Consider the following 14,854-nt stretch of genomic DNA (forward strand, 5'->3'; position numbering starts at 1 on the left):
ATTTTTATTATAAAATGTTATATTATTAATATAATTATAAAGTAATTTTTTTATTATATATATTAATGTTGATGTATAAAGATTTTTATGTTAATATAGAAATATGTGCAATAAGTTTGATACAAATATGTTTGATGATATTGATGTTTTAAAAGAACTTTCAAAAACTTGGCATGCTTATTATAATTTTAGAATGTCTTGTATTTCATTGAAAAATTCAGAATATCTTTTAAGTATATTATCATTGATATTAAATCCTGCAAATCATTATGAATATAAAGATATTGGTATGATATCATATGGTATTTTAGAAGAATATCATTCTAAACATAAAGAATTTAGTATATTAAAAGAATTTTTAAATAGCGAATATAATTCTGAAATTTTATCAAGAATAGTAAGTTTATTAGAAGGAACAGATATTGTTATTGATAAAACTTATGACGAAGATATTAATTATATAGATAGTTTAGATTTAGATCCTATTTTTAAATTATTAGTTTATCAAAAAGTATCTTATGAATATGTTAAAAATTATCAGAGCAGTTTTATAATATGCCGTGTTATATTTAATATATATTCATATAAATTAAAATTGTTGGATACTCCAATATTGTATCCATATCAATTTTTTGAAGCTAGTATGAATAGCACATCAGATAAAGAATCTATAATAAGATATTTAAAGTTTTTAAGAGGAATATGTTTATATGCGGTAGATACTATTAGTTTTGTACATAAGAATTTATTAGTATTAAAAAATAAATTACTGCTTAATAAAAATTTTAAGAAATTAACAGATTCTAATGTATTTTCTATTATATTTATTACTCCTTATGTAAGGATAGTTGATTTAATGGAGATGTTTGGATGGAAAAGAGATAAAGCTGCTAGATTATTATCAAAGTTAAGGGAAGAAGGATTATTTAGCGAAACTAAAGTAAAAAAAGAGAAAATATTTGTAAATAAATATATAATAGGGTTATTTGAGTCAGGAGAAAATGAAAAACCAGAAGAGTTTTTGGATAAGTTTATATAAAAGTGCTTGACATTTTTCTAAAAACATGTAAAATGCTTTAATATTTAATAATTAGACATCGCGGGGTGGAGCAGTTGGTAGCTCGTTGGGCTCATAACCCAAAGGCCGTAGGTTCAAGTCCTGCCCCCGCTAATAGCCAATAATAAAGGCTTATTTATTTTGGCGGCGTGGCTCAGGTGGTTAGAGCATGCGGCTCATATCCGCAGTGTCAGGGGTTCAAGTCCCTTCGCCGCTAATAATTTTATAAAAAGGCAGGTGAGTGAATTGGTAAGAGTATTCGCTAATGAAGGCGAACCAGTAGAAAGCGTTATTAAAAGATTCCGTAGAGCTTGTGAAAATGAAGGCATATTGCAGGATCTTAAAGAAAAACAATTCTATAAAAAACCTTCTCTTGAGAAAAAACTTCAGAGAGAGAAAGCTCTTAAGAGAATGAAAAGAAAAATCAAAAAAGAACGCAGACTTGGTTTGTTATAATTCATCTGTTTTTATTTAAAGCATTGATATCTAGTATCAGTGCTTTTTTTTAATCTAATTGACATATATACTTGAAAATATTTGTTATTTAATGTATAATTTTCACAATTTTAAAATGAAATAATTTTAAAAGTTCAATAATGATAATAATTTAATTTAATAATACTGAAAAGGAGAAAATGTATGGCAGCAAAACAGCTATTATTTGATGAAGAAGCTAGACGTGCCCTTATGAGAGGAGTAGATGCTTTAGCTAATGCCGTAAAGGTAACTTTAGGACCACGTGGACGTAACGTTGTAATAGACAAAAAATTCGGTCCTCCTACTATAATAAATGATGGTGTAACTATCGCTAAAGAAATAGAATTAGAAGATCCATTTGAGAATATGGGTGCTCAAATAGTTAAAGAAGTAGCTACTAAAACTAATGATGTTGCAGGTGATGGTACTACTACTGCTACAGTTTTAGCTCAGGCTATGGTAAAAGAAGGTTTGAAAAATGTAACTAGCGGTGCTAATCCTATGCTTATTAAAAGAGGTATAGAAAAAGCTGTTAGTGAAATAGTTGCTCATATTAAATCTGAAGCTAAACAAATTAAAGGTAAGGAAGAAATCGCTCAAGTTGCTACTATTTCTGCTAATAATGATAAAGAAATAGGTTCTTTAATCAGCGATGCTATGGAAAAAGTTGGTAAAGAAGGTGTTATAACTGTTGAAGAAGCTAAATCTTTAGAAACTAGTCTTTCTTTAGTTGAAGGTATGCAGTTTGATAGAGGTTATATTTCTCCATATTTCGTAACTAATGGAGACAGCATGACTGCTGAATTAGAAGATGCTTTACTTCTTATTTATGATAAAAAAATATCCAATATGAAAGAACTTCTTCCTATACTTGAGAAAATTGCTCAAACAGGAAAACCTTTCATTATTATTGCTGAAGATATTGAAAATGAAGCTTTAGCTACTTTAGTATTAAACAAAATGAGAGGAGTATTAAACGTATGTGCTGTTAAAGCTCCTGGTTTTGGCGACAGAAGAAAAGCTATGTTAGAAGATATAGCTATTTTAACTGGTGGACAAGTTATCAGCGAAGATTTAGGTATGAAACTTGAAAATGCTGCTATCGAACAATTGGGTAGAGCTAAAAAAATCACTGTAGATAAAGAAAACACTACTATAGTTGAAGGTGCTGGAAGCAAAGAAGATGTTAAAAACAGAGTAGCTACTATTAAAAAACAAATAGAAGAAACTGACAGCGACTATGACAGAGAAAAATTACAAGAAAGATTAGCTAAACTTTCTGGTGGTGTTGCTGTTATCAATATAGGTGCTGCTACTGAAGTAGAAATGAAAGAGAAAAAAGCTAGAGTAGAAGATGCTTTATCTGCTACTAGAGCTGCTGTTGAAGAAGGCGTAATTCCTGGCGGCGGTATTACTTACTTACATGCTCAGCATAAATTAGAATCTTTAACTGTAGAAAATCCTGATGAACAAGTTGGTGTTAATATAGTTAAAAGAGCTATAGAAGAGCCTATCAGAATGATAGCTACAAATGCTGGTTTAGACGGTTCTGTTGTTGCTATTGAAGCTAAAAAACAAAAAGGCAATATGGGTTTCAATGCTCTTACTAATGAATGGGTTGATATGTTAAAAGCTGGTATTATTGATCCTGCTAAAGTTTCAAGAAGTGCTTTACAAAATGCTGCTTCTATTGCTAGCCAAGTATTAACTGCTGAAGTTATTATTACAGATATACCTGAACCTGAAAAACCAATGCCTCCAATGCCTGGCGGCGGAATGGGCGGTATGTATTAATAAATAGCCTATATAGAGAAAATATAAATTATAGTAATTAAGTTTATATAAAAAAGCCTCAGTATTTTTACTGGGGCTTTATTTTTTATTAATTATTTATTTTATTCTAATGAAAAATACTCTAAATCTTTTACCATCGCCTCTGTTTTTTCTGATACATTTTTACTGAGATTAGCACTTTCCTGAGCCATATAAGAATTCTCTTGAGTAATATCATTTAAAGAGTTAACTGCCATTTTTATTTGAGTGATATTATCATCTTCTTCTATTATAGCATTTGTTATATTAGATAAATCTTCAGATACTTCAAATACAAAAGCTTCTATATCGCCTAATAGTTTAGCAGATAATTCTACAGCCTCATTTCCTACATTGATTTTATTTATTGTATCTGATGTGATATTGGTTATTTCATTGGCAGCATCATTAACATTTTGTGCTAATGTCCTTATTTCAGAAGCAACAACTGCAAATCCTCTTCCTTGCTCTCCGGCTCTTGCAGCTTCTACTGCTGCATTTAAAGCCAATATATTAGTTTGAAATGCTATGGATTGTATCATCTTTGTTATATCAGATATTTTTTTACTTGCTTCAGAAATATCTTGCATATCTTTTAATGTTCTATTAGATGCTTCTACTCCATTTCTTGTAGCTTCAGCAGCTTTTGTACTTACTTCTTTAGCTTTTGATGAGTTTATAGAAGTGTCTCTCAAAGAATTTGATAATGCCTCTATAGAACTTGCTAATTCTTCTAAAGATGCTGCTTGTGATGAAGTTCTGTCGGATAGATGTATGCTTCCATTTGATATTGTAGCTGCATCGCTATTTATATTATTGATTTCCTGTTTAAAATTGGATATGACTTCGGATATATGAGCCTGCATATCATTTATAGAATTAACAACTCTTCCCATTTCATCTTTCTTTTTGTTGTATTTATCATCAAATTTTATATGGAAATTACCTTCAGCCATTTTACTCATATTCAATGCAACTAAATTTAAACTATTTGATATAGGTCTTGCTATCACCATAACTAATATAGTTTCTAAAAGTATAAGAAGCAGTATAACTAATAATAATGAAATTTTAAAAAATGCTAATGACTTATTTAGTTTTGTATTATCTCCATAACTAGTACATATCCATGATACGGAAGGAATTTGCATACTTATTATCCAATTCTTATTGTCCAAATTATAAAAAATTTCTTTACTTGTAACATCATTAATATATTTTGAAAATAAATTGTTTTTTAATAATGTGTTTTGTTCACTAAGTAAATAATTTTTATCCTTATGATTCAAATATATTCCTTTATCTGTAATAATATTAATAGTAGCATTATTTTCACTGCCATATTTATCAGATATTGTTTCTAAATTTTTTAAAGATATGTCCATACCTATAACACCCTTTAAAGCATTATTAGTATAAACAGCTTTTGCAAATGTAACAACAACTTCTCCTGTAGTTGCTGCTATGTATGGTGCACTTACATAGAAATTTGTAGTTTTTAATGCTCCTTGAAACCATTCTCTAGTAGTTTGATCATAATCAAGAGGTAAACTTGCTTCTAAAAGATTTATGAATGAACCTCCATCTTTAAAAGGTATATCATTTGCAAAATACAAATCTACCATTCCTGGATCTTTTAATATTTCTCCAAATGCTATTAACATATCATCTTTTGATATTGGAGCAGTATTGTATGATTTTATAACTTCTATCTTTGAATTAAAATATAATAACCAATTTGATATGTCTATTCTTACATTATGCATAAAATTGATATTGTCTTTCATGAAATTTTTTTTGTATATAGGTTCATATATAAATAATATAATTATATATACTATAAATAAAAAAGCAGAAAATGGAAACAAAAATTTAAACATTAAATTATTAATGTATTTTATAATGCTTTTCATAGATTGACCTCTAAATATTATATTATAATTTAATTATAGTAATATAAATTATTCAAGTCAAATAATATCGTATTTTTTGTTATATATTTTTTATTTGCGATTTTTTTGATGTAATATATCTAAGAAATTGGTATTATAATCCTTTCTTGATATTTCTTTATTTTTATATAATAAATTTTTATATTTATCATCTGTTTTTATATTTTTATTTCTGAATCCTCCTTCCATTCTAAGAGCATATAAAATATCTCCTATACTGATAGATTCCGGAGGACATCCCAAAGAATATGATATATTTGCTCCATTAGATATTTTTATAACATACATTGATTTTTCTAATGGTTCTGATATTTCTGTAATAATTGTAGGAGCTGTTCTAAGTTCTTTTGCTAGTTCATACATAGTTATAGCTTTTTTTCTTTTTATAAATCTATAAGATATTATATCCATAAATTCTAATGCTATAAGTTCTTTTTCAGCAAATGATAATTTAATACTGTTTTTATCAACTCCATAAGATCTAAAATATTGTATAGAGTAGGTGAGTTCTGCTCCAAATAATATTATAAGCCATACTATATATAACAATAATAATAATACAGGTATTTGAGCAAATGAGCTGGCAGAAGATAATTCAGCAGGCATTATACTTGTAAGCATATTGTTTTCACTACTTATAGTAACTATATCATCTATTTGAAAATTATATTTCAATAATTGTTCTGATACATTTGGAGAAAAAGTTAAAAATTCAAGCATATTAGTTTCTAGAGGTTCTTTTTTATAAGTTGTAGCACCTATTCCTGTTCCAATATTCTGTATAATAGCATAGCTTATTCTTTCTATTTTTATACTTGATATGTTATCAACATCAATTTTTTGATTCTTTTGAAGCATATTTTTATTTGTATTTATCATTTCTTTATAATCATCATTAGTAATTGTTTCTATATTATTATTAGTATTGTTATTAATAATACCAACATCATTTGTTTCTATAATGTTATTTTGCTGGTCTGCAGTATTTATTTCTTTAACTAAATATTCTATTTTGTATTTATCATTATCAAATATTTGTTTATAATTTTTTACATCTATATTAAGTTTAAAATATACACTGAATAGAGTTATTATAGCAATTGCAACCAATACTGATGATATGGTGGCATTAGACCAATTTACTTTAGTCTGAGGTACTAATACATATAAAAATAATACTAATAATGAAGTAGATATTATAGGGGTAACCCAAGATAATAATATTTTAATTAATGCAGGAAGGCTATGAAGGCTTATAGAAGTATAAGTAATTAAAGTAAATGATATACCAATAAGTATAGGTATCAGAAATAATAATGCTATGTAATTAGCTGCTACTCTTGGTATAGAAGTTTTAATTTTTACACGCCATATTTTTATTAATGATCTTTGTATGCTATGAAGTATTAAAGCAACGCTGACTATAGTTGATATAATACCTATTATCCCAAAACTAGCTAAATCAGTATTATCAGCTATATTAAGTATTTGCCTAACCATAGGCTCATAGAATGGAGCATTTTTTTCCATCCAATCAAATATGAAAACAAATATATTTTGATATATATTGAATATTCTTAATATAAAAAGTCCTACTATTAATGTTGGTATAAAAGATAACGTTACAAGATATGTTAAAGCTGCCGCTCTTATTGTACAGTCATCTTTAAAGAAGTCTGTTACGGCAAATACTATTATTCTATAAGAATTGAGAAAAAACTTTTGTATAGGATTAAATAATTTAGGATCTGTATAATATATCTCTTCATTGAAAAAAATCTTCAATTTTTTGAAAAAATTTTTAATTTTTTGAATTTTAGTCATATAACACTTCTTGCAAAAAAAATTATATAATGTATAATATATAAACATTAAGCGAGGGTGGCGGAACTGGCAGACGCACTAGACTTAGGATCTAGCGCCCTAGGCATGAGGGTTCGATTCCCTCCCCTCGTAATCTTTTATATATATCATTATTTATTACCATCACTTTTATCATTATTTATTTCTACAGAAAATTTACATTTATTACAAACTTTCTTATATCCAGTTGATGTTTTTATTATTCTCATAGAATTTTTACAATTACAAAATGGACAATCCTCATGATTTCTAAATACTATCATTGATATAAAATCTACTATTTTACCTATACCTGATACAAAGAATAGTATTCCAAACATTAGTATAAATATAATTATAATAGCTATGAAAAATATAATAACTAATAAATCCACTTTATATATCCATTAGTAGTTTTGCATATTATATCTTAAATGTAAGATTTTTTAAAGAAGTCTGAGTATATTTTTATCGTATTTGTATTGATATATTTTATTGGAAAATCTGACCAACTATCAAGTTCATTATTCCATAATCTGTAATAATAGTTGTCGCCTTCCTTTTTCCATTCATAAGTATAAATCTTTTTTTCCTGACCATTACTGCTTGTATATTCTATTTTATTATTATTAAAAAAAGTGTATTTTTCATTTCCGTTTATTAATTGCCAGCTTCCAGTGAATCTATGGTCAACAACTCCTTTTTCTACACTTATAATTTCTTTTTTCTCGCAAGAACCTATAATTATTGAAAAAGATAATATAATCATAATAAATATTTTATACATTGACAGTCCTTTAATTTAATCTAGTATCATATATAGTATCGTAATAATTATCATAAAATAAAAATTGTATATTACTAATTATACATACCAATATTGATAAAATATTTTAAACATATATAATAATGATTCTGTAACAATATAGATATAATAATATTAGGATTATTTATGCAGAACTATTTAGAATTATTAAGAAAAGTTTTAGAAGAAGGTGAAGAAACTAAAGACAGAACAGGAGTAGGTACAAGAAGAATATTTGGTCCTCAATTAAGATTTAAATTTGAAGGAAATAAAATACCAATCATAACTACTAAAAGAGTTTTTATGAAAGGTGTTATTATAGAATTACTTTGGTTTTTGCAGGGATCTACCAATATAAAATTTTTATTGGAGAATAATGTTCATATATGGGATGAGTGGGCTGACGATATGGGAGAGCTTGGCCCTGTATATGGAAAACAATGGAGAGCTTGGGAGACCAAAGAAGGAAACAAAATAGATCAAATATCAAATATAGTAAATACATTAAGAAATAATCCAACAAGCAGAAGGATCATTTTAAATGCTTGGAATGTAGGAGAGATTGATCAGATGCATCTTCCACCATGTCATATGATGTGTCAGTTTTCAGTTAATAGCAAAGGCGGAATAATTACTCATTTATATCAAAGATCTGCTGATTTATTTTTGGGAGTTCCTTTTAATATAAGTTCTTATGCTATACTTACAAGACTTTTAGCTATGCATAGTGGACTTCATGCTTCAGAATTAATAATGACATTCGGAGATGCACATATTTATAATAATCATATAGAGCAAGTAAAGACTCAGCTTTCAAGAGAACCTTTTAATCAAACAACAGAATTATTTATAGAAAATCGTTCTAATATATTTAGTCATATTTATGAGGATTTTAGATTAGAAGGTTACAAATATTATCCTACTATAAAAGCGGAGGTGGCTGTTTGATAGTTTCATTAATTGCTGCAGTAGATTCTAAAAATGGTATAGGATTAAATGGTATTATGCCTTGGGGACACATAAAAGAAGATATGCAGTTTTTTAGAAGCACAACTACAGGATATGCAGTTGTTATGGGCAGAGTTACTTTTGAGTCTTTAGGTTCAAAACCTCTTCCTAATAGAAAAAATATTGTTATATCTTCTAATATTAATAATGAGCTTTCAAATAAATATGATAATCTTTTTTATGAGAAATCTTTTGAAGATACTATTTCTAAATTACTTTTGGAAAAAAATAATCAGATATTCATTATAGGCGGAGAATCAATTTATAAAAAGTCTTTAGACTATGCTGATATAATATATCTTACTCATATAGATAAAAATTATAATTGCGACAGATTCTTTCCTGAAATAGATACGAGTTTATTTAAATCCGATAAATTAAAAACATTTTTATATAATGATATAAATGTGAATATAATAAAATACACCAGATATTGTATGTAAATATAGTTAAATAAAATAGTTGAAAAATATGGAAACTATTATACAATTTTTTCAGATATATATCTATTAAAACAGTTCTTTCCGTCATTATATATCTTTCAATTGATGTGCTAAGTTATAAAATATTTTATAACTTTAATATTTGGGGTTATTATGAATAGTATAGATAATTTGTTGGAATTAGCCAATAAAGCTTTCGATAGTGCTGATTATAAAAAATCTTTAGAATATTTTGATCAATTAATTTTTTATTTTGGAGATAGTGTCGAACTTTATAATAATAGGGGACTAGCAAAAAGCAGTTTGGGAATGCATGAAGAAGCTATTTCCGATTTTGAAAAGGTTATTAGTATTGATTCTCAATATGTGAATGCTTATAATAATATAGGATTAGTTAAACATAATTTAGGAATGTATGAGGAAGCTATTAATTTTTATAAAAAGGCTTTGGATATAGATAATAACTGTATTCAGGCCTGCAATAATATAGGATTAGCTAATCATAATTTAGGAATGTATGAAGAAGCTATTAAATATTATATAAAGGCTATAGAAATTTCTCCTAATGTTCATACATATAATAATATAGGATTAATAAAGAATGACTTAGGAATGTATGAAGAAGCTATTGAATATTTCAATAAAGTTATACGATTGGATAATCATTATACGAAAGCATACTATAATATAGGATTATCAAAATATAATTTAAAAAACTATGATGAGGCATTAGAATATTTTAATAAGGTTATAGAATTAGATTCTAAAAATGTATATGCCTATAATAATATTGGAATAATAAAGCAGGATTTAAAATTACATAATGAAGCATTGGAATATTTTAATAAAGCTTTACTATTAGATAGAAATTATTCTAAGGCATATTATAATAGAGGTCTTTCAGAATTGGAATTGGAATTATATGAATGTGCTTTAGAGGATTTTAGCAGATGTTTAGAATTAGAGCCTAATTATTATCCTGCACATTGCAAAAGAGGTGAAGCAAAATTAAAATTAAAAAATTATAAAGAAGCAGTAGAGGATTTTAATCAATATATAGAACATAGTAATCCTGATAGTAAAATATATTTTTATAGAGGTTATGCTGAATATAAATTGAAAGATTATAATAATGCTTTGAAAGATTTTAATATGTCTGACAATAATATAAAAACATTTCTATTAAAAATTATATTAAAATTTAAACTTCTATTTGTAAAAAAATAGCTATAAATTATTTCTTATTATCATTATAAAAGTTTTATTATATTTTAATAAAATAGGTTTAAATTTATTATATATAATATATAATGTTTCAAATTATATTTATGTGAATTCTTTTAATTTTAAGGAGATAATTTGAGATTAGAATTAATGCTTGGCGTCAGGTATTTGAGAGCCAAAAAGAAATTTTCATTTGTTTCAATTATTACAATTATATGTGTACTTGGAATATTAGTTGGAGATATGGTAATGATTACTGTACTTTCCGTTATGAATGGTTTTCAGGACGATATAAGAGATAAAATACTTGGAATGAGAGCACATATAAATATCAGTGCTTACAGTGATCAGCCTCTTACAGATTATAAATATGTTGTTGATAATATAATGGATAATAAAGAAATAACAAGTGCTTATCCTTATATAGTTTTACCTTGTATAATGCGTTCTTATGGTTTTACTACTCTTATAACAGTTCGTTCATTTGAAGATAATATATTCACTACAGATAAAGACTTCATAAAATATTTTAATTTTATTGAAGGCAATAATAAAGATATGAATACTAATGATGCCTTAATAGGATCTGAAATGGCAAAGGACTATGCTTTATCTATTGGAGATACTATAGATATAATTTCAGCTTCAGGAAGTTTTGAGAGAGGATTTAAACCTCAAAAAACTACTTTTACTATTAAAGGTATTTATAAAACAGGCTACTATGAATATGACAGCAGAATGGTAATAGTTCCTCTTGCTACAGGTCAGAATATGGTTGGATATGATAATGCTGTTACAGGAGTTGCTGTAAAAGTAAGAAATTTTTTTGATGCGGATAAAGTTGCTAAAAAGATAGATACTGATTTGAAAGAATTTTATAATGTTATGCCTTGGATGCTATTTGATAGAAATTTCTTCCAGGCTTTGCATACAGAAAAATTAATGCTTGCTTTGATACTTTCTTTTATAATATTGATAGCAGCTTTAAATATTGCTTCAAGCCAGATAATATTTGTTAAAGATAAAAGGCGTGATATTGCTATAATAAAAACATTAGGTTTAAGACCCTCAAATGTAGCTAAAGTTTTCTTTTTGGAGGGAGCTATAATTGGTTTAATAGGTACTGTACTTGGTGTAATATTCGGTATATTACTTGCCAATTATGTTAATGAAGCTTTGGAAGGATTAAGAATAATAATGCAGTTTGTAGTTAATATTATTTGGTTTATTCCTTCAAAAATAAGCTCAGGAATATCAATACCTATAGTACCAGATTTCTTTCCATCAGATATATATTATGTAAGCGGAGGACTTCCTTCTATAATACATGCTTCTCAGGTAATAATGGTTGCTAGTATATCATTCTTACTTTCTGTTTTATTTGCTATAATACCTGCTTATATAGCAAGCAGATATAAACCTGCGGAGGTATTAAGATATGAGTGATAATAAAGAAGTTTTAATTAATATAGAAAATTTAAAAAAGACTTATGTTGGACCTCCTAAAGTAGAAGTGTTAAAATCTATAAGTTTAAAAGTTTATAAAAATGAAATACTTGCTATAACAGGAGAATCTGGAAGCGGAAAAACTACTCTTTTAAATTTAATAGGCGGAATAGATAATATTACTGAAGGCAGTATAGATATATTAGGCAATAATATTGGTAAAATGAATGAGGGACAATTAGCGCATTTTAGAAATAGTTCTCTTGGATATGTATTTCAATTCCATAATTTGCTTGGTGAGTTTAGTGCTTTAGAAAATGTTATGATACCGTCTTTAATGCTTAAATATAATAAAAAGGAAGCAAGACAAAAAGCAGAAAGTCTTCTTGAAACTGTAGGATTAAAAGATAGAATGGAGCATAGAATAGGCGAACTTTCAGGAGGTGAGGCACAGCGAGTTGCTATTGCAAGAGCTTTGATAAATAAACCTAGTGTTGTATTAGCCGATGAGCCTACAGGAAATTTGGATAAGAAAAATGCTGAAGTAGTAAGAGAATTATTATGGAATATGACAAAACAAAGTAATGCTTCTCTAATAATTGTTACGCATTCGGTTTCTATTGCAAATATGGCTGATAGAAAATTACGTTTGGAATATGGAGAAAATTTAATAGAATATTGAAATATACAATATTTTAATATAAAATATACAATATTTAATTATTAAAAATAAAATTATATTTAGGAATATAAGATTATGATTATAAAAAAATTGAAAGAATTTTTCAAAAAAGATAACAGACCATTTGATTATGGTGCTGTTACAGAAGAACATATACAAAAATATTATTCAAAAGTTGAAAAACATCCTTATAGAAGAATGTTTTCTTATGCTATGAGGCATAAAAAATTATTTATACCATCTTTTATTTTAAGTATAGGCTATACTATTATAAATATACTTCCTCCATTTTTTGGGCAGTTGGCAATATCTATTACAGGCGGAAAAAGGGTTGATCTTTTGGATAAAATTCCATTGGTAGCGGATTTAACAGCTAAATTTAGTAATTTAAGTACTAAAGATTTAACTCAGCAGCTTTTAAGCGGAGATTCTATTGGAAATCCAGTAATAATAGCACAATTTGCATTTATTATAATCATTGGATTTATATATGTTTTATTCAGAGTTGCATTTGATTATATAAAAACTTTTCTTTTTGCTTTCACTGCTCAAGAGATTGGAAAAGATGTACGTGCTGATATGATGAGAGGTCTTCTTAATACAGATATAGCATATTTTAAGCAGGAAAAAGAAGGTGATTTGATGAGCAGAGTTATCAATGAATCTGGATCAATAGAAGGCTTTCTATCTGGTACATTACCAAATATGATAACAGTGCCTTTAACATTAATACTTACTTTATGTGTATTACTTCTTTTAAATGTAAAACTTACAATAGCTTGTTTTTTAGCAGCTCCGCTAATAGGATTAGGTATAGATAAAGTTTCAAAATTAATAAGAACAAGAATTTCAGCTCAGCAAAACTTTTTAGGAAGTACAACATCGGTTATACAAGAAGATATAAGAGGAATAGAAGTTATTAAAATATTTTCTAAAGAAGATCAGGAAGTTAATAGATATAGAAGTTTATATAGTGAATTAATAAATATAATGAGAAAAATTAGTTTGCTTACTTCACTTAATAGACCTATGACGGAACTTGTAATGATAGCTGCTATGCTTGTAATACTTGCTTACGGCGGATTTTTGATATTTAAAGGGGAAATGCCTTTTGAATTTTTATGGGGATTTTTGCTTTATATGCTTAATATATCCACTCCTGTAAGAGATTTATCCGGTATATTTATTAATTTACAAATGACTAAAGCAGTTGCTATTAGGGTTTTCCAAATAATAGACTTACCTGCTGAGAATGTTGATGACCCTACTAAAAAAGAAATGAAGCCTTTAGAACATTCAATTACTTTTGAAAATATACATTTTGAATATCCAAGAAGAAATGATGCCCAGCCTTTCCATTTAGGACCTATAAATTTTAACGTTAAAAAAGGTGATGTAGTTGCTTTTGTAGGTAATTCAGGCGGTGGTAAAACTACTTTGATAAGTTTGATTCCAAAATTGTTTACCCCAAGTGAAGGTGTTATAAGATTTGATGGTATTGATATAAATGAATTAAATACTAGAAGTGTAAGAAATCAAATAGGTGTGGTATCTCAGGAGAATATTTTGTTTTACGGCACAGTAAGAGAAAATATTTTATATGCAAATCCTGATGCTACAGATGATGATTTGGTGAGAGCAGCAAAAATAGCACATGCTGATGAGTTTATTCTAAAATTACCTAATGGTTATGATACACATATAGGACCAAGAGGTGTAATGCTTTCTGGTGGTCAGCGTCAAAGAATAGCATTAGCAAGAGCTGTAGTGAAGAGACCTTCTATATTAATACTAGATGAAGCTACTAGTGCTTTGGATACTGAAAGCGAAATGTACGTACAAAAAGCATTAAATGAAATTATTAACCTCCAAACTACTTTCGTTATAGCTCATAGACTTTCTACTATAAAAAATGCTACATATATATGTGTTGTGGAAGATGGTAAAATAACAGAATCTGGTACTCATAATGAATTAATGAAAAGAGGCGGAAAATATCAATATCTGTATTCACTACAATTTAGAGATGAATAAAATTATAGTTTAATAAAAATAAAAATGCTGTTTTAATACTAAAGTTATTATTAAAACAGCATTTTTTATTAT

The 14,854-nt window shown here is 27.1% G+C and carries 13 protein-coding genes and 3 tRNA genes; 12 read left to right on the plus strand and 4 right to left on the minus strand.

Annotated features, from left to right (window positions below):
* Positions 1–103 precede the first annotated feature (103 nt).
* From BRSU_RS04385 to groL, 5 genes are all read left to right on the plus strand, one after another.
* The gene (locus BRSU_RS04385; RefSeq protein WP_048594041.1) at positions 104–1,039 is read left to right on the plus strand and encodes a hypothetical protein; all 936 of its coding nucleotides are present in this window, start codon (positions 104–106) and stop codon (positions 1,037–1,039) included.
* A gap of 59 nt (positions 1,040–1,098) precedes the next feature.
* Positions 1,099–1,171, plus strand: a tRNA-Met gene (locus BRSU_RS04390).
* 29 nt (positions 1,172–1,200) lie between these two features.
* Positions 1,201–1,274: transfer RNA gene (locus BRSU_RS04395), tRNA-Met, on the plus strand.
* Positions 1,275–1,294: 20 nt separating this feature from the next.
* Positions 1,295–1,513: a 30S ribosomal protein S21 gene (rpsU, locus tag BRSU_RS04400; protein ID WP_012669718.1), complete on the plus strand. Its 219-nt coding sequence runs from the start codon at positions 1,295–1,297 to the stop codon at positions 1,511–1,513.
* Between the two features lie 183 nt (positions 1,514–1,696).
* Positions 1,697–3,328, plus strand: coding sequence for a chaperonin GroEL (gene groL / locus BRSU_RS04405; protein ID WP_012669719.1), 1,632 nt, complete (start codon positions 1,697–1,699; stop codon positions 3,326–3,328).
* A 101-nt stretch (positions 3,329–3,429) separates the two neighbouring features.
* Here groL and BRSU_RS04410 read toward each other — a convergent pair whose 3' ends face one another.
* On the minus strand, positions 3,430–5,259 hold the full coding sequence (locus tag BRSU_RS04410) for a methyl-accepting chemotaxis protein (protein ID WP_048594043.1): 1,830 nt from the start codon (positions 5,257–5,259) through the stop codon (positions 3,430–3,432).
* Between the two features lie 90 nt (positions 5,260–5,349).
* A complete protein-coding gene (locus tag BRSU_RS04415) occupies positions 5,350–7,122 on the minus strand; it encodes a YhjD/YihY/BrkB family envelope integrity protein (protein WP_083997862.1) in 1,773 nt (590 codons plus the stop codon).
* A 51-nt stretch (positions 7,123–7,173) separates the two neighbouring features.
* Here BRSU_RS04415 and BRSU_RS04420 point away from each other — a divergent pair.
* Positions 7,174–7,254 (plus strand) — tRNA-Leu (locus BRSU_RS04420).
* A 17-nt stretch (positions 7,255–7,271) separates the two neighbouring features.
* Here the strand turns inward: BRSU_RS04420 and BRSU_RS04425 are convergent.
* Entirely contained in the window at positions 7,272–7,535 is a 264-nt protein-coding gene (locus BRSU_RS04425) for a hypothetical protein (RefSeq protein ID WP_048594045.1), read from the minus strand.
* A 35-nt stretch (positions 7,536–7,570) separates the two neighbouring features.
* Positions 7,571–7,927, minus strand: coding sequence for a hypothetical protein (locus BRSU_RS04430; protein WP_048594047.1), 357 nt, complete (start codon positions 7,925–7,927; stop codon positions 7,571–7,573).
* A 165-nt stretch (positions 7,928–8,092) separates the two neighbouring features.
* Between BRSU_RS04430 and BRSU_RS04435 the strand changes: the two genes are divergently transcribed.
* The 6 genes from BRSU_RS04435 (at position 8,093) to BRSU_RS04460 (ending at position 14,782) form a co-directional block, all read left to right on the plus strand.
* Complete coding sequence (locus tag BRSU_RS04435) at positions 8,093–8,893, plus strand: thymidylate synthase (RefSeq protein WP_048594049.1); 801 nt, start codon at positions 8,093–8,095, stop codon at positions 8,891–8,893.
* The gene (locus BRSU_RS04440; protein ID WP_048594051.1) at positions 8,890–9,396 is read left to right on the plus strand and encodes a dihydrofolate reductase; all 507 of its coding nucleotides are present in this window, start codon (positions 8,890–8,892) and stop codon (positions 9,394–9,396) included. The genes BRSU_RS04435 and BRSU_RS04440 overlap by 4 nt, the downstream gene beginning before the upstream one ends.
* Positions 9,397–9,549: 153 nt before the next feature.
* Positions 9,550–10,623 (plus strand): tetratricopeptide repeat protein, encoded by a 1,074-nt coding sequence (locus tag BRSU_RS04445; RefSeq protein ID WP_048594053.1) that lies wholly within the window; start codon positions 9,550–9,552, stop codon positions 10,621–10,623.
* 147 nt (positions 10,624–10,770) lie between these two features.
* Entirely contained in the window at positions 10,771–12,066 is a 1,296-nt protein-coding gene (locus BRSU_RS04450; RefSeq protein WP_048595134.1) for an ABC transporter permease, read from the plus strand.
* Entirely contained in the window at positions 12,059–12,748 is a 690-nt protein-coding gene (locus BRSU_RS04455; protein ID WP_048594055.1) for an ABC transporter ATP-binding protein, read from the plus strand. Before BRSU_RS04450 ends, BRSU_RS04455 begins: the two co-directional genes overlap by 8 nt.
* Positions 12,749–12,823: 75 nt before the next feature.
* Positions 12,824–14,782 carry an ABC transporter ATP-binding protein gene (locus tag BRSU_RS04460; protein WP_048594057.1) on the plus strand — a complete coding sequence of 653 codons (1,959 nt, stop codon included), beginning with the start codon at positions 12,824–12,826 and terminating at the stop codon, positions 14,780–14,782.
* Positions 14,783–14,854: the final 72 nt, after the last annotated feature.

The sequence above is a fragment of the Brachyspira suanatina genome (assembly GCF_001049755.1).
Lineage (GTDB): Bacteria > Spirochaetota > Brachyspiria > Brachyspirales > Brachyspiraceae > Brachyspira > Brachyspira suanatina.

What these genes read in the sequence shown, in the direction of transcription:
- BRSU_RS04385 (WP_048594041.1), top strand. Translation starts at nt 104, where the DNA reads ATGTGCAATAAGTTTGATACAAATATGTTTGATGATATTGATGTTTTA.
- groL (WP_012669719.1), top strand. Translation starts at nt 1,697, where the DNA reads ATGGCAGCAAAACAGCTATTATTTGATGAAGAAGCTAGACGTGCCCTT.
- BRSU_RS04410 (WP_048594043.1), bottom strand. Translation starts at nt 5,259, where the DNA reads ATGAAAAGCATTATAAAATACATTAATAATTTAATGTTTAAATTTTTG.
- BRSU_RS04415 (WP_083997862.1), bottom strand. Translation starts at nt 7,122, where the DNA reads ATGACTAAAATTCAAAAAATTAAAAATTTTTTCAAAAAATTGAAGATT.
- BRSU_RS04430 (WP_048594047.1), bottom strand. Translation starts at nt 7,927, where the DNA reads ATGTATAAAATATTTATTATGATTATATTATCTTTTTCAATAATTATA.
- BRSU_RS04435 (WP_048594049.1), top strand. Translation starts at nt 8,093, where the DNA reads ATGCAGAACTATTTAGAATTATTAAGAAAAGTTTTAGAAGAAGGTGAA.
- BRSU_RS04445 (WP_048594053.1), top strand. Translation starts at nt 9,550, where the DNA reads ATGAATAGTATAGATAATTTGTTGGAATTAGCCAATAAAGCTTTCGAT.
- BRSU_RS04450 (WP_048595134.1), top strand. Translation starts at nt 10,771, where the DNA reads ATGCTTGGCGTCAGGTATTTGAGAGCCAAAAAGAAATTTTCATTTGTT.
- BRSU_RS04455 (WP_048594055.1), top strand. Translation starts at nt 12,059, where the DNA reads ATGAGTGATAATAAAGAAGTTTTAATTAATATAGAAAATTTAAAAAAG.
- BRSU_RS04460 (WP_048594057.1), top strand. Translation starts at nt 12,824, where the DNA reads ATGATTATAAAAAAATTGAAAGAATTTTTCAAAAAAGATAACAGACCA.